This is a genomic window from Paenibacillus sp. GCM10027630 (genome assembly GCF_042676305.1).
In the GTDB taxonomy this organism is placed as follows: Bacteria; Bacillota; Bacilli; order Paenibacillales; family NBRC-103111; genus Paenibacillus_S.
In genome coordinates this window covers 222,463-243,600 of record NZ_JBHTGY010000060.1, presented here as the reverse complement: position 1 = coordinate 243,600, position 21,138 = coordinate 222,463, and the positions used below count along the sequence as shown (strand labels likewise).

Sequence of the window (21,138 nt, the reverse complement as noted above, 5' to 3'; positions counted from 1 at the left end):
GAACGATCCTCTATGTTTCCGTTGGCAGGTTTCAGTGAGCAACATTGTGCGAGCAACTTTCTGTGAGCAACATTGTGCTGGCAACTTTCTGCAGGCAACATTGTGCGGGTAACTTTCTGTGAGCAACATTGTGCGGGTAACTTTCTGTGAACAACATTGTGAGGGTAACTTTCTGCGGGCAACATTGTGCAGGCAACTTTCTGCTAGCAACTTTCTGCAGGCAACATTGTTCGCTTCGCTGAAATGTAATTTTATTATCGGTCGATGCACCAGCTCTTGTTGTAAATAATCTTGCCCCCTGCCCCTGCCGCCAATTATCATCACTTGCTCGATCATATGTACTGCGCTTATAATAAAAAGCAAGTGATGAAGAACGTCCCTTCCCATTCTGATGAGTGGGAACGGGGCGTTTTTATTTTTTCCAGGGAGGATCAGAAAATGACTTTAAAAGAAGCACACGCCGCATTTATCCGTCATCATCTAGAAAGCAGAACAGGCGAACGACGGTCACGACTAGAGAGGGGACATCAACACGCTGAATCGCTGTTTCTAAAAAATGTCTGGTGGCCGCTCCGTGGAAACTTCGAGGAGCTCCATCCCGAATACGAAGTTCTCGATTGGCGGGGCCGGTCTTACTTTGCCGATTTGGCCTGGCTTCCGGGTAACGTGAAAGTATTATTTGAAATCAAAGGCTTTGCATCGCACGTAAGAGACATGGACCGGCACAAATATTGCAGCGAATTGAACCGCGAAACTTTTCTTCATGCGATGGGATACTCCGTTATCTCCTTCGCTTATGACGACATTGAGCAGCGTCCCGATCTATGCATCGCTTTGCTGCGCATGGTTCTGAGCAGATACCAGACGAGTCGGGGACCGATCTCTCGCGTGCTGCTCGTCGAGAAAGAAATCATCCTACTCGCAGCTCAATTGGCTCAGCCTATTCGGCCGAAGGATGTGGAGCTCCATTTTGAAATCGATCATAAGACGGCTGTTCAGATGCTGCAAAAGTTGTGTACCAAGGGCTGGCTGCTTCCCTCTTTGCGCGGCAAAGGAGAACGTGTAGTCCGATACGAATTGGCTCCTGGTATGCTAAACTTTCTCGTTTAACTGGAATTTATCATGCTAATTTTGACATTTATGGATTATTAATACATATAACTGGAAAATATCCTGTTAATTCTATTAATTTCAGCCAATTGCTACCCAAGTGCCCTAAATAGATGGAGGATTTCCAGTTAACTTCATCTTTTCGGGATTCTATGTCAAATTTACAGGAGGAATTCCAGTTAATTCAAATTCAATTAGCTTAGTCGTCCATTCCGGGGCAATTCGGGTGCATAGCAAAGGCAGATTATCCACAAAAGTAACGAAAAAGCACTGCTAAACCTTAGATTTCTTCACACAAGTTACCCTTAGTCAGCATATCTACCGTCACTCATACTTGTTGCCCTACTCAGCACATCTACCGTCACTCACAATATGTTACCCTAGTCAGCACGTAACCGGTCACTCGCACTTGTTACCTCTAGTTAGCACGTACCAGGTCACTCACTCTTGTTACCGTAATCAGCACATTCCCAGTCACTTACACATATTACTCTCGTCAGCACATCTATCGTCACTCATACTTGTTACTGTAATCAGCACATCTACCGTCACTCACACTTGTTACCTTAATCAGCACGTTCACCGTCACTCACACTTTTTACCCTAGTCAGCACATCTGCTGTCACTCACACTTGTTACCTTAATCAGCACATTCCCAGTCACTCACACTTGCTACTCTAGTCAGCACGTTCACCGTCACTCACACTTGTTACCGTAATCAGCACATTCCCAGTCAACTCACACTTGTTACTCTAGTCAGCACGTACCCGGTCACTCACACTTGTTACCCTAGTCAGCACATTCCCGATCACTCACACTTATTACCGTAGTCAGCACATCTTCGGCCAAATGGTCACTCACTGCTATTCAATCGTTACAACGCGCTCGGACCCGAGCGGGAGTTGTGGTGTTGCACAAGGGAGGCGTTGCCCCCCTAGCTTATTATGCCCCTCAAGCTGTAAGCTCCCAGCCTCCTCCAAAAATGAGGGGACTTGCCTAAGAGATTGATATGTACCGCATGGAAGTGAGAAGGTGGGGAGGATGGGGTTGAATCGTCAGGTAGCCATCCTACCTATCTACTGCTCCGGGAAGCACGAAAAAGAAAGAATTCGGCAGCAACCAAGTAAGCGGAGCTGGAGTATCTCCATGCTGCTTTCCAACGCGACCCGGAATTCACGCGCACCTCTCCCACCGACATATATGCAGTGGTAACCCTATTGAAATGAAAATAAGCCCCGTGGGGGACTTATTTCCAATTATTCACAAACACTCAAGTTGGTGTTTATTTAGGGCGCCTGGTAAGTCAGCGCTTATTTTTGGCAACCTGTAAGTTGGTGATTATTTTAGACAGCCTGATAAGCTAGTGCTTATTTTTTGGCAGCTTGGTAAGCTTGATTCATCTCTTCAATTGCCTTTGTGTAAGTCGCATCTGTTTTTAATTTGGCAACAAAGCTGTCCCACGCCTCAATCGGTTCTTGCCCCATAATGACCTTCGTTTTTAAATCACCGATTTTCTTCGTAAAATCCGGTCCTGCCTTAAGCCACGTTTCGGAAATCAAGCCTACGCTTGGATCATTGACGGTTACAGCTTCACGCTCATCCACAATCTTTTTGTTGCGTTCGAAAAGCTCCTTCGGCATGCCGGTCCGGTAAGCCCACAGGTATTTATCGTATCTTTCGAAAATTTTGCCGAATGAGCTCTGGGATACGCTATCCTTGAACGCTTGGTCCGTTGCTATTTTAAAGCCCTCTTTGTCAGTTGTGTAATGAATGTCCTTTAAGCCATAGCAGGCAAGCATAAAACCTTCCTCGGATGCACCATAATCCATCAAAGCGAGAATCTTCTTCATTTTATTCTCCGGTACAGACTTCGGAATCAAGTATACACCGCTAAAGCCCGGAGTGGATGGAGCATATTTACCCGCTGCTGAGCTCAAATAGCTCAGAGGCAAAAAGTTAGCTTCAGGGTTCGTCTTGATCAGCTCGGCTTGAACCCTCCAAATCGCTTCAATAGTGTTAGGATAGATTCCGGCAACTCCTGTTTTAACGAGATCCTCGGACTGTGTTTCCTTCATGATGGCATAGTCGGCAGGCATGAAGCCTTCTTTATAAATCTTATTTAACCACAGCAGCGCTTCACGTGTGCCTGGTTCAAATGTCGTATCGATCAGCTTGCCGTTCTGTTCCTTCCATTTCCCGTTACTGTGATTAAGTACCCCTTCCACCCAGCTAAGGTCATTTCTTGGAACCATCGGGATTGTATCCTTTTTGCCATTGCCATCCGGATCATTTTCGGCAAAAGCTTTCATCACATTGTACATATCATCCAACGTTTCAGGAACCTTCAGCTTTAGCTTATCCAGCCAATCCTTACGCACAATCGGTAATCCAGGTCCTCCATGCAGGGGACGTACGGATGGAATCAAATAATTTTTCCCGGAAATTTTGGTCTTTTCCCAAACTGTGCTCGGGTACTCCATTAAATGAGGATAGTTTTTGATATATGGGGTAAGATCCCAGAAAGCTCCCTGTTGAATCATTTGACGCATCAAAGAGCTGTTGAAATCCAGTACCTTCACCAAGTCAGGCATCTCACCGGAAGCTAGAACGAGATTGATTTTATCCGTGTAGCTGTTAGGCGACGTCCACATAATATTCAGCTTTGTATTCGTCCGTTTCTCGAATTCCTTCAATACCGGATTGTCGGGTCCCGGAGCCTCAGGTGTATTAAACTCAGTGATGATGCTGATAGTTTCCGGCTTTTCATCCACCTTGCCTGCTGTCGAATCGTTAGGTGCCGTAGTGTTATTGCTTGCGCAGGCTGATAGCATTGTAGTTGCGAGAATAGCTATCGCTGTTGTTTTTGCTGCTCTTTCCATTTTACTGGTTCTCATTGTGGTAAATCCTCCCCTGGTTTCATTTGGTTTTTCGTGCGCCTTCCTGCCTCTTATCTCTTTAAAAGTCCGGCTCACCCCTCTCAAAGTCATTGAAAATCCAGCTATACAGCCAATTTTTCCTATACCCTCCACCATCCACTATGTTCCCCGAACACTTCCTCTACTCCCACTCCGATCAAGTATCGTTACTGCAGCTACTCCTTGATGGAGCCCAGCATGACACCCTTGGCAAAATGCTTCTGAAGCAGCGGATAAACCAGCAAAATCGGTGTTGTTGCAACTACGACTGCAGCCATTTTCAACGTCTGGGCAGGCACCTGCTGTTCACTCATGATTTCAGCAGCCCCGGAACCCGAGGAGGATGTGGATGAATCGATTAGAATGTTCTGAAGCAAAATCTGCAAAGGCCATTTGGATGAGACATTGATATAAAGAACCGCATTAAAATACGTGTTCCAATACCCCACTGCATAAAATAAGCCAAACGCCGCAAGCGCCGGCAATGAAAGCGGAAGAATGATTTTGAAAAAAATTCCGAAGTCATTGTACCCGTCCATCATGGCTGCTTCCTCAAGACTAGGCGGGATGCTATCAAAAAAGCTCTTCATCAAGAACACATACCAACCACTGCTAAGTGCAGGGATAATTAACGACCAAATGCTGTTGATCAAGCCTAAATCACGGACCAGAATATAATGCGGAATGATACCCGGGCTGAATAAAATCGTAAACAAGATCATCATCATCAGATGCTTTCTTATCTTCAATCGTTTGCGGGATAAACCGTAAGCCAGTGAAGCTGTTACCATCAAGCTAAGTACGGTGCCTACCGTTGCCAAAAATACACTGACTCCTGTCGCATTCAGATAAGTAGAGGTGGACAAAATGTATTTGTAGGAAAGCAGCGACCATTTTTCTGGAAATAAAATGAAGCCCTGTTTTCGTATGTACTCAGCAGGATCGGTGAACGATACGACAAACACATAATAGAGAGGAAACAAAGTCAGAATGCCAACTATTCCCAGGAAGGCTCCATTCACTGCACCAAATAAGCGACTCTCTTTCATCTAGTACAACCCCTCCTCTCCAAAACGTTTAGCCAATTTATTGGAAATAATGACCAGAGCCAAGCCGATGACAGATTTAAACAAGCCTACCGCCGTGCTATAGCTGAATTGTCCCTGTTGAATGCCATTGCGGTAAACATAGGTTTCAAACACATCGGCCACTTCGGATACAGCACCATTCATCATAAGAAAAACTTGTTCAAAGCCAACATCCATAATATGACCCAGCCTTAAAATAAGAAGCGTGATAATAATGTTGCGGATACCAGGTATCGTCACATGCCAAATTTGCCGTAATCGATTAGCTCCATCCATTTTGGCAGCCTCATAAAGCTGTGGATCTACTCCTGCAATGGCAGCCAAATATATAATCGTTCCCCAACCCGTTTCCTTCCATATGCTCTGTGCGGTTAGCAGCCACCAGAATATGTCGGGATTGGTCAAGAAATTGAACGGCTTGTATCCGAAATAAGGAAGCAGCTTATTAATAATCCCTCCGCTCTGCGATAACATCAGGAACGTGATCCCTGAAATAATAACCCATGAAAGAAAATGCGGAAGATAGACGACAGATTGAATGACACGTTTGAACATGGCGGATTTCAGTTCATTCAGCAGCAAAGCGATTAATATAGGCATCGGAAAATAAAAGACTATACTCATCAAGCTGATAACCATCGTATTCCGGAATAAAATCATAAAATCGGGATTGTTAAATAAATCGATAAAATGCTTAAGCCCTACCCATGGACTTTTCCATACCCCCATATAAGGCGAGTAATCCTGAAAGGAGATAACGATTCCCCACATAGGGACATACTTGAAGATTAGAAAGTATAATACTCCCGGTAAAACGAGCAGGTAAAGAAAGGAGTCCTTTTTTATACCGGACAAAGCTTTCATGCGTTAGTTTCCTCCTCCAAATCATTTTCTGTATGCATGCTTTTCGCGGTATTGGCCTGGCGTTATATCCTCATGCTTTTTGAAGATACGATTGTAGTAGGTTGGCTGGTAGCCGACCTGCTCTGCAATATCATTTATTTTCAGATCGGTGCTGATAAGCAATTCTTTCGATTTCTCCAGCCTCAGATTGGTTAAATAATCGATAAAATTAACGCCCACCGTTTGCCGAAAGCTCGCGCTTAGCTTTTGAGGATAAGTACCGAACCTGTCTGCGCAAGCCTCCAGGGAAATATCCTGCATAAAATTCTCGTTAAGCATTGCTATGACTTTGTCAACGATTTGCTTGGTTTGTAAATCCTTGATCGATTGCATCTCTTCAATAAATGGATGGATAAGCTTCGATTTAAACCATTCCAGCATAGCGGCAGGCTCACGAATCAGGAGCAGCTGTTCGAATAGATTTACCCCGTTGTAAATATGCTGAGGGTTGCAGCCTATTTGCAGCATGGCGAATTGAACATTGCCAAGCAGCTGCAGCATGCCTTGTTGGATAACGAATTCTTTACTTGATTTCACCTGCAAAGCTTCTAAAAACTCCTCAACCAGCTGCATCGACTGATCTCTTAACCCCATTTGCATCGATTGAATCAGCATTTTTTCCTGAATAAAAGGATAATGGGTGGAATGCTCGCCTCTTAGCACTATATCCTCCGAATCAATGATCGAATTCTCCATCTCTATATCCCGGTACCGGACAGCCTGCCGAGTATCCTCCAATATGACAGGGATCTTCTTAAGTGAAGTCGTAATCCGGCTTAGGCCTATAACTACTTGAAGCTTCAAATAATCCCGCAAGGGCTCAATAAGCAAGCGCGCAAATTCAAAGAGCTCCGACTTGATCTGCTCTCTTGAATGATCTTCCGGCGAAATGAATAATACGCCTATGGTCAAATCCTGAAAGTTTATGATCTGAGTTTGTTTGGATAGCTGCCCAGCCATTTCATCCACAATATTAGCGGCTGCAAAAGTAATCAGCTGCTCATCCCCTTTGGCAAAATTACTATATGAATTCGTAAAACCATAGAGCTGGATGACAAGCAAGGAAAATTGTTGATCCTGGATTTGAATACCGAATTGCTCGAATTCCTCACGAATCCGCTGTTCCGAAAATGTGCTTAGATGGCCTTGAACGAGCTGGAGCATGAAGCCCTCCCGAAGAGCCGGAACCGCCTTTTCCATTTTGAATTGCAAATCTGTTCTCTCACGGATGAGATAGTTCCACTTGTTTTCGATAAAATCAACCTCGTTCTTTTCGCCCTGCGCTAAACTTTTATTATCTGACCCGAATACCCGCATTAAGTGCTGCAACGGACGATACAGCTGCTTGGAGGCGAACCAGGAAAGAAGCACGGATAGCAGCAGGCCAATTAGACTCGCGCCAAGGGGCAGCTTGGAAATTAATTCAACCGGCTTGGTCAGATGAGATAGTGGAGTAGCCGATACATAGAACCAACCAGTATTCTTAAGCTTTCCGTAGGAAACTACGTAGGTTTCTTTATCCGCTGAATAAAGAAAAGTTCCCGCTTCTGCCTCCTGATTATGCTTGATTACCTCGGTGCGTATAATCTCGTCCAATGAATTTGCGTCTAGAGTTGAGCTTGTTGTTGAGGCCATCCCATGCTTGCTGTCTGTCACTAAGTAGGAGCCGTTCTGCATTAAAAGAAAGGCTGTTCCTTGGCCTACCGGATTCAACTGCTGGAGCAGAGCATTGATTTCATCCTTCTTCAAATCAACTATCAGAATTCCATAAGAGGGCTCGGCCTCAATTGGAACCTTCTGTATTAAAGACATGGCAACGGAATTTTTCTCATTACTGCTATGAGGCAGCGCCTCATTCCAGAACATGAAGGATTTCTGCTGCAGCAGCGTAAGATAGCGGTTCTTCTCATCTGTGTTTCGTATCGTACGGCTGCCATTCTCTCCGTCAATCAGCAAGCTTCCTTCTTGATCCAAAAATAACGAGACCTGGTTGATCAAAGGATTCGAGCTTTTCATAACGATCAGCTGATTGTACAAGTCCAGAGTGAACCGCACATCCTTGGAAATGCTACGATTTTTCAGATCATTAAAAACCGGGTTGTAAGCCCATTGGTTCACCGTAAACTTTAAGTGGGCTAATTGCGCATCCATCCTTTCCGAAACTTGCTCATATTGAAGCTTTTGTGTCCGTCCCACTTCTCTCTCGATTTCACGAATCCCAATATAATAGGTGAGCATGGTCAGGAGCGCCATTGGAATACTGGATATGAGTAAGGTAATAATTAAGCTTTTGTGGAAGAAGCTGACGGTTCGTTGCGGTTTAGCTATTTTTTTCATCATTGCAATTCCCTTTCTCCCAGCTGCTTACGCTTACTATAGAGTGACCGCATATTGCACACAACTGGACATTTTTATTATGGCTCTAGTTTTCTATTGCACATTTATCGCGCCGGGCATTATACTTTCTCCGACAAAGGAATGAGCAATAACCTACACTTGTTAGCACTCAAACAAAAAAAAGCTGCTCATTATGGGCAGCTTTGGAATACTTGGAGATGTCTTTTCAGCTTACACATGTTCTTGCACATTTTCTTACACATTTTCTTACACATCATCCAATATATCTTCTCACACGTTCACCTGTACAAAACTGCTATACCTGCTCCCTTGCCGCTGCCCAGCGGGCACTGTTAAGAACCAGCTGTCGATAGGCTGCCGGTCTGAATGAAGCTGCGTTATGCCCGGGCTGCAAATAAATAACTTTGCCCAAACCATAGTCCTGTTCCCAGCCTGCCGGATAACGCTCCCCTTCATATTCATATTCCAAAAATACGGTTTTCTTCGTAAACGGATCGAATTCAAACATATAAGGCTCTTCATCAACGGTAAAATTGTCGACATCAACGAGCAATGGATGTCCCTCAGACGTTCCATAATAATTTAACGACTGATACTTGGGATGATGGGTGAATTTAGCCCCAACCATCTGCAGCAGCTCGTATCTGCCCTGTATAGAAATACCGCTGTGAAGGACGATCAAGCTGCCTCCCCCCGATACAAACTTCAACAGCCCTGCAGTTTGCCCGGAGGTCAGATCGCGCTTCCAGCAATCCGTATAAGAAATGCAAAGCTTGTATTCACTTGATTCCAAATCAACGAAAGCTTCATACTCCTCCGTGCTTATAAGCTCAAACTCATCCTTTAGAATCGCTTCCAACTCTAATCTAACCGGTTCCAAAGGATGATATATAGCTGCCTCCCCATCGCCTACCAATAGTATTTTTTCCGCCAATGTCAGCTCTCCTCTCATTCCGTCTACCAAGGAAGTTCTTTCCCGGTATCGGCCTCGATATAAATCGGCAGTTCGCGAATCTGATCTTTAAATTCATCGATTCTTTGCAAAATGTTAGAAGCTGCTTCTTCAGGAGTATAAGTGCCTTGGTCATTCCATGTACCTTGCATAAAGGTCTTGACCCAGCCCGGATGCAGCAGCATAACCCGCCCACCCTCTTTGCGAATTTTATTATGTATAATCGATGACCCCATATTCAACGCAGCTTTAGCCATACAGTACCCGAACCAGGCTTCCCGATAGCTGTTCCCGATGCTGCCTGCTTCTGACGAAATATTCACAATCAGCTTGCCGCCGTTCATAACAGGCCGAATCAATAAGTTCGATAAGCGGATGGCGCCAACTGCAGTGATATTATAAACGCGCTGGATGTCTTCGAAATCAATAGAATCTTCCACCGTTTGTTTCGTTTCGCCGAGAATGGCTGCATTATTGATCAGAAGATCCAGCTTGTCGGTCTTACTCTCGATGAAAGCGGCGAACTCCTTCACGCTTGCGTCACTGCCTACATCGAGAATGGAAGCGTGCAGCTGTCCTGGAAATTGCTCCGCAAGCTGACTGATGGATTCGTTGTCTTTGATAATGCCCCCTGCAAATACGATATATCCCTTTTTTAGAAGATGCTTCACTAGCTCCAAGCCTATTCCTCTGTCCGTACCGGATATGCAAGCCGTCAACCTATTTGCTGTCATTATTGTCACTCCTCCTTGATTAGAGTTTTTTAAACGACCATAATAAAGCTGAAGAAAGACCCTCTGTGATGGGATGGACCACGTCTGCGTTCCAGCCCTCTAATTACTTGCTTATAGAGCAAGTATAACGCAAGAAGGGGCATGGCTGCCCCTCTTTTTTAATAAAATCTTTAATTTATTTGCCGTTTTTTCCATTTTGCACGTTGAATTCCTCGATGACTTTGTCGCCGCCTGCTTTTCTCCATTGCTCTATCGCTTGCTTCCAGCCCGCCTCATCCAGTTTGCCAAGAATAAATTTAGTTCTGGCATCGTCGATAATAGGCTTCAGCTCGCTGCCTTTGGTCGTTTGCGTTTCGGAAACAAGCGGATTCGTCGGGTTGCCCACAGCGATAGACTCGTTATCCTTGATCATTTTTCCATACTTCTCCATAAGCGGTGTTTCTTTGCCTGTCGTTTTAGCCGTATACTTGGCGACTTGCAATTGAAGATAGCTGGAGCCAACCTCGGTATCCTGCAGCTTTTGATCGATAAATACAGGCTTGCCATCCTCCAGCTTGTAGTGTCTTCCCTCGATCCCCCAGCCCAGCAAATCCAGCATCTTCTGATCGGACATCTTATCGTAGAAGCCAAGAATTTGCTTCAATTCCGCCTCTGTTTTTACACTTGATTTAGGGAACATAAACACGCTGTTATAGCCTAATCCGCCTGGCGTACGTTCTCCTTTAGGCCCTGTTATACGGCTTACCACGTCCACATCCGCTCCCGGGAATGACTTGGTAAGCGAGGCTTGGTAGCTGGCTCCATCGATCATGTTCGAGATAACCGCTCCAGCTTTGCCCTGGTTAATATCATCCTTCTTCTGCTGCGTGTTCAGCACTGGGAAATCCTGTTTAATCAGCTTTTCATCGTATAGCTTTTTATAAAATTTCATCGCTTCAAAATATTCCGGAGACAAGAAATCCGGGCTCATCTTTCCATCTTTCACTTCAAAACCATTCGGAGCACCCATATAGGAAGCCACCACTAGGAAGCCAGGCATTTCTTTTTCTTCCGTTAAGCCTACCGTGTCCGCCTTTCCGTTCTTGTCAGGATCATTTAAAGTAAAGGCTTTAAGCATATTGTATAGATCATCAACAGTTTTCGGCTCGCTAAGACCTACATTTTTCAACCAATCGCTGCGGAAAATAATACCAGAGGTCGAAAGGTCGCGGGCGCGATACAAACCATAAATTTTGCCGTCCACTTTAATATTATCAAATACAGTCTTATTCATTTTTGCCAAATTCGGATAATCGTTCAAATACGGGCCAACTTCCCAAAATACACCCGCACGTACAGCGCTCAAAATATTGGAATCCTTATTGTTCTGTACGAGCAGCGCCCTAGGCAGCTCACCGGAAGCAATCGTCACATTGACCTTTTCCTTATAGGAGGAATTGGGTACCCAGGAGATGTCCAGCTTCGTGTTCGTATATTCTTCGATCTTCTTCTGAACTTCGCTATCCGCTTTAGGCGGCTCGGCATACATTAAGGTCATAATGCTAAGATTCAGCGGTCCTTTCGCTTCCGGCGCACTGCTGTTTCCCGTACCTCCCGCTGCCGGACTTTTATCATTGCCGCAGCCAGCCAGCAGTGCAGCAGCGCCTACCATAACACCCATCGTTGCAATTCCTGCTTTTCTCATTGCCTTTTTCCTGTTCATAGTCGTATTGCCTCCCCTTACTATTATATTATATGAATGCTTCCCAATCCTTCTTTTGGCGGGAGCTCCTTCAACCTTTTACAGATCCAAGCATGACCCCTTTGGCAAAATGCTTTTGCAAAAAAGGGTAGACGATCAAAATCGGTACCGTAGATATTACAATTACGGCCATCTTAATGATTTGCGACGGAGGAGCCACATAGTTCTGATCAAACTGGGTCGAATCGCCGATCCCGCCTTGGGATAAGATGACAATCTGCCTCAGCCAGACCTGAATAGGCCACATTTTCGAATCATTGATATACAAGATCGCGCTGAAAAAAGTATTCCAATGCCCCACTGCATAAAATAAGGCGAACGTTGCCAGCACAGGTGCGGATAAAGGCAGCACAATTCGAAAGAGCAGGCCCAAATCACTGCAGCCGTCAATTTTGGCGGCTTCCTCAAGCCCTTCCGGCAGCTGCCGGAAAAAGCTCACCACCACAATCAGATTGAAAGCGCTGATAGCATTAGGTATGAGCAGCGCCCAATAACTGTTAAGCATTCCCATTGCTTTTACAACAAGAAAGGTTGGAAGAATGCCTCCATGAAACAGCATGGTGAATACAATGAGCATCATAAACAGCTTTCTCCCGTCAAAATCCTGCCTCGATAATGGATAGGCCAACAGCGAGGTGAACAGAAGATTGATAAAGGTCCCCACTACGGTAATTCCTATAGTCACGAATAGGCTGTTTACAATTATGCTCGTAGAGAAAATGTATTGGTACCCCTCCAATGAGAAGGAGGTCGGGAATAATATAAAGCCGCGCCTGAGCACCTCTGCCGGTTCTGCAAAGGAGACCGAAACAATGTAGATAAACGGAATAAGCATGACCAAAGCGAATAATGTTAAAAATGTATAATTAAAGCCGTCAAAAATGCGGCTGCCTAAGCCCCTATTGACCATCAGTTACCATTCCTTTCGTAAGTAAGGCAGTTTTCAAGGCTAAACCCACCTTTAATACAGTCCGCTTTCGCCGAATTTTTTGGCCATCCGGTTAGCTCCAACCACCAGTATCAGTCCGATCACCGATTTGAACAATCCGACTGCCGTGCTGTAGCTGAATTGGCCTTGCTGAATACCGACGTTGTAAACGTAAGTATCGAATACTTCGCCTACCTCACGGTTCATTGAGTTCAGCATCAGGAAGATTTGTTCAAAGCCTGTATCCAAAAAGGAACCTAGCCTTAGGATAAACAAGATCACAATGACACTGCGTATCGCAGGAAGCGTAATGTGCCACAGCTGCCGAAAACGGTTGGCTCCATCTATTCTTGCAGCCTCATACAATTGCGGATCAACGCCGGCCAACGCAGCCAGGAAAATAATCGTTCCCCAACCGGTTTCTTTCCAAACTACCTGCGAAACGATCATAGTTCGGAGCCACTCGCTGGAAATTAGAAATTCCACCTTGGGAAGGCCTATGGATGCAATCACATCATTGACAATTCCGCCTTCGGTTGTAAAAAACATATACGAAATACCGACCACCACAACCCAGGATACAAAATGAGGAATGTATACAATCGTTTGGATAGTTCGTTTAAATACTTCCTTGCGAATTTCATTTAATAACAAAGCCAGTACTATGGGCAGCGGGAAAAAGAATACCAGATTGTATATGGCCAATATGATTGTATTCTTGAACAGCATAGCAAAGGATGCATCAAAGAAAAATCGCTCGAAGTGCTTGAATCCAACCCATTTGCTATGCAGCATGCCGAGAGCCGGCTGATAGTCCTGGAAGGAGATCAGCAGCCCCCACATTGGGAAATATCGAAAAATTATAAAGTAGAGCATGCCCGGAATTGCCATCAGATACAGCCACCTGTTTTTCATCAGACGGTTTAACCTTCGGCGGGCATTGCTCCTAGCAACCGTGTGCGTCTTTAACGGTTTAGAAGTCAGTTCCACCATTCATCGTCCTCCTTGATTATGTCGATAGCGTCAGCATACCGAAGCCGGAGATTGCGTTCAATAATCAACAGCGTTCCACTTGCTCTTATCGGCGAAACTTCAGGTACAGCAAGCCTTCATAATCACTAGCGTCCCCTTCAATAATCATTGGAAGCAGGCTGTTAACCTCCATGTTTGGACATACAGCTTCCGCTAAAGCTCAGCTTATTGGCAGAAGAATCCCGTATAAGGGGGCGGGCCCGGAGCTGGGCATTTAAGCTCAGTGCTCGTATCCTTGTCTCTAAAATAATAACGGAAGTGATTGTTCCGTTAGCTCCCAAAAAAGCAAAAAAACGAAGAAATACAGGAACCATTCGTTCCGTTATCTCTTCGCTTTTTATGTAAATCGCCCTCATTATCCCTAATAACGGAATTCCGACTTCCGTTATCATCTCAAAATTGACGAGACAGATTGAATAGCGGAACTTTCAGTTACGCTAAGGTACTTCATAGCTTGATAATTTCTCAACACAGTAGCTTTAGCTAGTATCTGTCCAACTTTTAGAAACAATAACTCTACTCCAAGCGTTAGCTCAGTGAGGAAGCTAAGCTTTCTTAGCGGTTACACAGCAGCTGCTAAAGCTCTTTTTGCTTCTGCTCCCTGTATTGACCCGGAGTCATCCCCTCCAGCTTGCGGAACTGACGGATGAAATTTTGCGCATTGGTATATTGCAGGCGTTCAGCAACTTCCGTAATTTTCATTTCCGTTGCGCTCAGCCAGCTCTTCGCCATGTCGTGACGGTATCCGGATAAATAGTCGCTGAAATTAAGCCCGGTTTCTTTGCGGAACATCCGGCGAATATAATGGGTGCTGTAATTCATCCGCAGCGCACACTGCTCGAGGGTCAGGTCGCTATCATAATGCTCATGGATCAGATCCATCACTGAGCGGGAGATGCTTTTGCCGGATGATTCATGCCGCTTGCGTGTCAGCTCGATCATAGGATGAATAATCTGAGTATTGAACCAGCCTTCGATTTCTTGTGGTGTCTTTAGGCTGAACAGCTGCTCATACTCGTTGCGGCGATCCTGGGAAAATAGTTCTCCTGTATCTCCCATGTCATAAATAACCCGAGCCAAATCCGTCAGCAGCATAGCGAAGGACATACGATAAAGGTTAGGGTCGGTTTCTACCCGGAGCACTTCTTGAATAAACTGTTGGAGCAGCTCACCCGCCTTGTCCCTGTCCAGAAAGGCAATCGCCTGTGTTAGCTCTGACACTAGATGATGTGGATAGTAATGGCGGGACGCTTGCTGCGGCTTCAGGTCATCCAAATGCAAAATAGCTTTTTCCCCAAGTCGTATTCTGTATTGCAGAGCTTCTTTGGCTTCTAGAAACGCTTGATGTGTTGCATACATATGCTCATATGGCCGGCTAATTCCTATGCTGACTTTAAGCTCCAGAAATTCAGCTGCTGCCTTCTGCACCGATTCAGCAAGAACGCTCAAATCGCTCAACAGCTCCCTGTGATTCTCTACATCGCTGCCGACCAAGGTTACCTGATAATTTCCGATAGGCATAGCATGAATCCGCTGGGGCTGCGGGATCAGCTCGGAAGCGATATTGTTGATCGCAAACAAGAGCAGATCCTGCTCATTGGAATTGTACCGCGTTTGCTCCAGTGTATCGATTTGCAGGACCATTACAGCATACCGGTCCCAGGCAGGAATATGGTACTGACTTGCCTTTTCATTCAGCTCACCGCGATGCATCTCGCCTTGAAACAGCTTAAGCATGAAGTAATCAATGAGCTGGCCCGATTGAATCTTCATTTGACCCTCCAGCTGCTCTTTGGATTGATGCAGGGAAGCGAACTGCGTACCGATCCATTGCAGCTCATCCTTGACTGCAGCTCCTGAGCCGGACGCTTTACTGTGACGCATCGTAAATTCCATCAGGCTGCGTACGGGGAAGGACATCCGCCTCGAGCCCCAATAAGCTAGCAGCGCAGTAAACAGCAGCAGCAGCAGACATGCCGTTAAAGTGGCCCACCCAATCGATGCAGATTCCTTCTTCGCTTCCTCTAAAGGAATTACCGATACATAGGTCCAATTATTGTACCGCGATTGATTATAGATCACGCTGTAGTCCTTACCCTGCAAAGTGCTATTGAAATAGCCCTGCATATTGCCGGTGTTCTGCAATTCCTTCAACCACGGCTCAGACAGGACACTTTGACCGATTCGACTCGTGTTGCTGTGGATAATGACATTCATCCTGTCGTCAATAATCATCGTTTCCCGCGTTGAAAAACCTCCAGTCAGCAGCTTGGCCAGCTCCGTATTGGACACACGCACGGATAAATAGCCCTTCTGCTCGGAAGCCGTTGACGGAATAGGCTTCACCAGCTTAATGCCCGAAAAGGATTGATCCATATCCGGCATCCATCGGAAGTTATAGACGGAATTGAATGTCCCGGCTTCCTTCCCTTTATCCGTACCAAAGTAAAAGCCGCCGTCTTTGATATACCATTCGTTCTGAAGACTGTGCAGCTCCACAGACTTAACGCCCAGTTCATACGTTTGTACGCCCAGAAGACCTCTAACAAGCAATTCGATATCCTGAAAATCTTCAATTTTCATACGCTTCGCTACTGAATTAACAACAAATGGTGTTTCGGCATAACGCCCGGACACCTGGTCAATTACTTTAAGAATTTGCTCGACCCTGTTTTGCGACTGCTGCAAGATGAAAACGTTTGCTTCGTTAACCTTGGTTTGGACCGTAGAAGTTGATTGGAAGAAGGAATAGATGCCAAGAGACAGAAGCGGAATCGTACTAACCAGTGTGGTAAACATCATCAATTTAATGAAAAAAGAGTATCGCGGGGGCATAGCATCCTCCATACGGCGGGTATAGTGCTTCCCATTGTATCATATGCTTTCGCTTTTGAGGACATTTGTTTTTGAGATAAATTACCAGGTATCTTCTCTAAATCCACAAAAAAAAGAAACCCGCCAACTAGGCCGATTTCTCGCCTTTGGCGGGTGCTTTTCATAATGCGATGCTGCCTACCTTACTAACAATGACGCCCAGGTGCTTTCGAGCCATTGATCAAAGTCAGCGCCCTTTTCACCTTCGTACGTATCGTATACATCGAGTCTCATCTTTTTCAGCTTCTCTTTAAACTCTTCGAACGTATGACCTTCCGGTAAACTTTTTTTAATTCTAAGCAAAATTTTAGTTACACCTTTAAATAATTCACCTTTATTTTTGGACGGTAATTGAACTTCCTCACCCAATTCTCTGAGCTTACGGAAAGCCGCCTCTTGAACTTTATACACGGCATCGCTTTTCAATCTAGTCGTCAGCAAATCAATGATTTGTTTGTTTTTCCAACCGCCCAGCTCTTCAACAGCATCTAAACGCTCTCTCCAATTCGACGTTCGATTGACAGATTTTTTTAATTCCTCATAGTTGGGGGGCAAATCGATTTTTACTTCATTACTATTCAAGCCATTCAATCTCCTTTTATCTCCAAATGCTTTTGAACTGCTCCGTATGGAACGAGTATCCGTAAAGGACAAACATACCACAGGTATGGCATTTACTCCAAATATATCTTTTAGGATGGTGGCCACAATTGCATACACGCTGAGTTTGATCGTACGTAGACCAACGTGGCAGCAAGAAGCAACAGCCTATGGACCACGCAGAACAGGAATGGCCCTGGATGGGCAGCACTTCTTCTATGTGAATCGCAATTTCATACGATCTCTGCCGCTTCCGCAAGAAATTCTACAAGATGGAGAGCGCGCAGGGTGCCGGACTTATTTTCCCTCTCAATACCTAACTTCATTTGCAATAAGCATCCAGGGTTAGTTGTAATGATCGTGGCTGCCCTCGTGTCGTTCACATGCTCCATCTTACGATCCAAGATCTCCATAGAAGCATCGAAATTGACAATGTTATAAATTCCCGCTGAACCGCAGCACATCTCCGCCTCTTTCATCTCTATAAACTCAACATTTGGAATGCTTCGGATTAGCTGGACGGGCTCTTTGGTCACTTTCTGGACATTGGTCATATGGCATGAATGCTGATACGTAACGCGCTGTGGTGCATGGCTCGCAATGGGAAGCCCGCCGCATAAAACAAGAACTTGGGAGATATCTTTCGATTTGTCCGTAAATCTCTTCGCCCGTTCCACCCACTGCGGTTCGTCACATAATAGATGATCATATTCAACCAGCATCGCCCCACAGCCGCCAGCATTATTAACTATGAAATCCACTTCAATCTTCTCAAAAGCAGCAATATTTCTTCTCGCCAGCACTTTACTTTCATCTAATTCTCCCGTATGGGCATGCAGTGCCCCACAGCATGTTTGATTCTCGATAACTATGACGTCACATCCTGCTTCGGAGAGCAGCTTGACGGAAAGTTGATTGATTTTTCTAAACATGGCATCCATCACACAACCGACAAAGAAGGCGATCGTATACTTTTTAGTTCCCTTAGCCGGGGTAAAACGCGGGAGGCTTGAACGCTCCAACGGGGATACCGCCGACGGTGTGACGGCTTCGAATTCACCTAAGTGAGAAGGCAATTTTTTCATGAGCCCGCTTTTTCTTGCCAGCTTTTGAACACCGCTTTTTTCATACATCCACATAGCATTTCCTATGAGATTCATCGCTTTTCGGCTAGGGAAAACCTTTTTGAACAACGTATTGCGCAAAGCTCGTACCGGCATGGAATACTTTTTCCTTCGTGTGATGGCTGCCCGAGCTGCTTCCAGGATCGATCCGTATTCTACTCCTGTAGGGCAGACCGTTTCACAAGCGCGGCATCCCAGACATAGATCCATCGGTTCCTCCAACACAGAAAGATCCGTAATTTTACCCTCGCCAACCATTTTCACCAAATTGATTCGTCCGCGCGGAGAATGCGTTTCCTTTCCCATCGTTGCATATGTCGGGCAGGCCGGCAAACAGTATCCGCATTGAACACATGGATCGGTCTTATCGTATTTCAGTTCTTTGCGGAGCGCCTCTAAATTCTCGTTCATTCACTTAACACCAACTTTTGCCCCGGCTCAGGGAAGATTTTCCCAGGGTTCATAATATGATTGGGATCCCAAGCCAGCTTGATTCGTTTCATCATATCTAATCCGGCCGCCCCCAGCTCCATTTCCATAAATGGCGCCTTCATGGTTCCTATGCCATGTTCTCCGGACAAGGTTCCCCCCAGCTGAATGGCAGTTTCAAAAATCTCGGCAACGGCTTGCTCCACACGTCTCATCTCTTCTTTATCAGATTTGTCCGCCAAAATATTCGGATGGAGATTCCCGTCTCCGGCATGGCCAAATACGACTAGATGGATATTGTACTTTATCTTGATTTCTTGAAGGCGACGACACATTTCTGGAATTTGGCTTCGAGGAACGGTTGCATCCTCCGAGATTTTGGTCGGCTTAATCCTGACAATGGCGGGCGAAACCAGCTTCCGTGCCTTCCATACCTCTTCTTTTTCCGCTTGAGTTTGGGGAATACGAACTTCTTTTGCTCCCGCCTCTTTACATACCTTCGATACCTGTTCGGCTTCATCTTTAACTGCCAACGGATGCCCATCAAGCTCGATGAGAATCAGCGCTTCCGCGTCACGGGGAAGTCCAGAAGGTTCATAGTTTTCTACAGCCACGATGGAGGCTTGATCCATCAATTCCATTTTGGAGGGCAAAATTCCGGAGGTGAGAATTTTCGATATCGCTTTTCCTGCGTCAACGAGGCTGTCAAAAATAGCCATCACCGTTTCCGATGCCGGCGGCTTTGGAATCAGGCGCAAGATCGCTTTAGTAATAATACCCAGGGTACCTTCAGAGCCTACGATTAGCTTGGTCAAATCATAGCCGGTTACGTTTTTTACGGTCCTGCCACCTGTCCGAATCAATTCCCCCTCTGGAGTAATCACTTCCAGCCCAATGACATAATCCTTAGTCACGCCATACTTTAGTCCGCGTGGGCCACCCGAATTTTCCGCCAAATTTCCTCCTATCGTGGATACGTGGGAGCTGCTCGGATCCGGAGGGTACAATAGCCCCTTCTGTTCGGCCGCTTTATGAATATTGGAGGTTAATACACCCGGGGATGCTACAGCAACCAGGTCTTCCTCGTAAACTTCAAGCACATCGTTCATAACGGACAAATCAAATACCATTCCGCCATGAACCGGAAGCGGACCCCCACTTAAACTGGTCGCTTGTCCACGGGGATATACCGGAATTTTCTCTCGATTGGCTAATTTCACAAGTGCGACCAGTTCCTCTACACTTTTAGTCTGAATAACTACATCCGGCAAATAGGTACCAAAAGAAGCATCAAACGAATAGCTGAAACGATCGCTTTCATTCGTCAGCACTCTGCCGGTTTTTACTATGCTTCTAATCTCCTTAACATGGGAATCCGTTACCTTTTTCAATTTATTCTCTCCCTCCCCTTGTTCAACTAAGTAGGCAAGTTTAGAAAAATAAGCTTAATTTTTTCTCCGCGTTTTTCAAGTGAATGGCACACTGGATTTTTGCCAGCTCCGGCTCTTCCATTTCGATAGCTAGTACAATATCCTGATGCTCCTTATAAACGGCTTTTCGCTTTTCTTTTAAGCCCAGATTGGGCCGGAGAGTAATCTCCAACGCTCTTTCATATAGGGCAGATAAGCTTTCCATCATTTGGATCATAATCGGATTCTGTGTCGCCAAAATAATCGTGCGATGGAATTCAATGTCAGCCTCTGTCCCTATTTTATCTACGTCGCTAGATTCGATTTCGAGCCGATTCAGTGCCTGATGCATTTGTTCCAATTGTTCCGGTGTACGTCTAATTGCAGCTAAATACGCAGCTTCAGGCTCTAAAATTTTTCTCATCTCGAATAAATGTTTGATGACCCCCGCATCATCATTTTCAATGCGAATGTGATGCAATAGAGCTGATCCGCCTATTCTCTCCTCAACATAGCTTCCTCCCCCTTGACGCGAGCTGATGACCCCCGCCGCCCTCAAGACGCTGAGCGCTTCACGAATCGGGACTCTGCTCACGCCAAACTGTGCTCCCAATTCCATTTCCGTCGGCAATTTGGATCCTGGTAGGAACTCTCCGGTTTCGATCCTATGTAACAGCTCACGGGAAATCATTTGCGAAACTTTTTCTTTTTCAGTCATAATTCTATCTCCAATCAGTCACCATACCAATTCAAATGTTGTAATACAAATTATTGCATATTGGAAAATTCAAGTCAACGAATAGTAATTGAAATAGGATTAAACAGCGTTTTTTTAATCTATTATAATAATACGGAATGATCAATCAAAAATATGTAATACAAGTTAGAACGGTATTGGGCTTCACGTTGCGGTAGCTGTTCTGGGAATAGACATAACCTCG

General features: G+C 45.3%; 15 protein-coding genes. 1 reads left to right on the top strand and 14 read right to left on the bottom strand.

Features of this window, described 5'->3' with window-relative positions; genetic code table 11:
* The first annotated feature begins 438 nt into the window (after positions 1-438).
* Positions 439-1,110, top strand: a complete 672-nt coding sequence (locus ACFQ0C_RS31100) for a hypothetical protein (protein ID WP_379372641.1) — start codon at positions 439-441, stop codon at positions 1,108-1,110.
* Positions 1,111-2,477: 1,367 nt separating this feature from the next.
* On the opposite strand, the gene ACFQ0C_RS31095 is transcribed toward ACFQ0C_RS31100, so the two are convergent.
* From ACFQ0C_RS31095 to ACFQ0C_RS31030, 14 genes are all read right to left on the bottom strand, one after another.
* Complete coding sequence (locus tag ACFQ0C_RS31095; protein ID WP_379372639.1) at positions 2,478-4,004, bottom strand: extracellular solute-binding protein; 1,527 nt, start codon at positions 4,002-4,004, stop codon at positions 2,478-2,480.
* A gap of 197 nt (positions 4,005-4,201) precedes the next feature.
* Positions 4,202-5,074 (bottom strand): carbohydrate ABC transporter permease, encoded by an 873-nt coding sequence (locus ACFQ0C_RS31090; RefSeq protein WP_258211682.1) that lies wholly within the window; start codon positions 5,072-5,074, stop codon positions 4,202-4,204.
* A complete protein-coding gene (locus ACFQ0C_RS31085; RefSeq protein ID WP_258211683.1) occupies positions 5,075-5,977 on the bottom strand; it encodes an ABC transporter permease in 903 nt (300 codons plus the stop codon). It lies immediately after the preceding gene.
* A gap of 21 nt (positions 5,978-5,998) precedes the next feature.
* On the bottom strand, positions 5,999-8,356 hold the full coding sequence (locus ACFQ0C_RS31080) for a helix-turn-helix domain-containing protein (protein ID WP_379372636.1): 2,358 nt from the start codon (positions 8,354-8,356) through the stop codon (positions 5,999-6,001).
* Between the two features lie 313 nt (positions 8,357-8,669).
* Positions 8,670-9,308 carry a ThuA domain-containing protein gene (locus tag ACFQ0C_RS31075; protein WP_379372634.1) on the bottom strand — a complete coding sequence of 213 codons (639 nt, stop codon included), beginning with the start codon at positions 9,306-9,308 and terminating at the stop codon, positions 8,670-8,672.
* A 23-nt stretch (positions 9,309-9,331) separates the two neighbouring features.
* Positions 9,332-10,060, bottom strand: coding sequence for an SDR family NAD(P)-dependent oxidoreductase (locus tag ACFQ0C_RS31070; RefSeq protein ID WP_379372632.1), 729 nt, complete (start codon positions 10,058-10,060; stop codon positions 9,332-9,334).
* A 175-nt stretch (positions 10,061-10,235) separates the two neighbouring features.
* The gene (locus tag ACFQ0C_RS31065; protein ID WP_379372630.1) at positions 10,236-11,762 is read right to left on the bottom strand and encodes an extracellular solute-binding protein; all 1,527 of its coding nucleotides are present in this window, start codon (positions 11,760-11,762) and stop codon (positions 10,236-10,238) included.
* Positions 11,763-11,832: 70 nt separating this feature from the next.
* Positions 11,833-12,711, bottom strand: a complete 879-nt coding sequence (locus tag ACFQ0C_RS31060) for a carbohydrate ABC transporter permease (protein ID WP_379372628.1) — start codon at positions 12,709-12,711, stop codon at positions 11,833-11,835.
* A gap of 51 nt (positions 12,712-12,762) precedes the next feature.
* Positions 12,763-13,644, bottom strand: coding sequence for an ABC transporter permease (locus tag ACFQ0C_RS31055; protein WP_379372845.1), 882 nt, complete (start codon positions 13,642-13,644; stop codon positions 12,763-12,765).
* Positions 13,645-14,337: 693 nt separating this feature from the next.
* Entirely contained in the window at positions 14,338-16,596 is a 2,259-nt protein-coding gene (locus ACFQ0C_RS31050; protein WP_379372626.1) for a helix-turn-helix domain-containing protein, read from the bottom strand.
* 177 nt (positions 16,597-16,773) lie between these two features.
* Positions 16,774-17,217: a HEAT repeat domain-containing protein gene (locus ACFQ0C_RS31045; RefSeq protein WP_379372624.1), complete on the bottom strand. Its 444-nt coding sequence runs from the start codon at positions 17,215-17,217 to the stop codon at positions 16,774-16,776.
* Between the two features lie 251 nt (positions 17,218-17,468).
* Positions 17,469-18,770, bottom strand: coding sequence for a (Fe-S)-binding protein (locus tag ACFQ0C_RS31040; protein WP_379372622.1), 1,302 nt, complete (start codon positions 18,768-18,770; stop codon positions 17,469-17,471).
* A complete protein-coding gene (locus tag ACFQ0C_RS31035; protein WP_379372620.1) occupies positions 18,767-20,179 on the bottom strand; it encodes an FAD-binding oxidoreductase in 1,413 nt (470 codons plus the stop codon). The genes ACFQ0C_RS31040 and ACFQ0C_RS31035 overlap by 4 nt, the downstream gene beginning before the upstream one ends.
* Positions 20,180-20,219: 40 nt before the next feature.
* Positions 20,220-20,915, bottom strand: coding sequence for a FadR/GntR family transcriptional regulator (locus ACFQ0C_RS31030; protein ID WP_379372618.1), 696 nt, complete (start codon positions 20,913-20,915; stop codon positions 20,220-20,222).
* Positions 20,916-21,138: the final 223 nt, after the last annotated feature.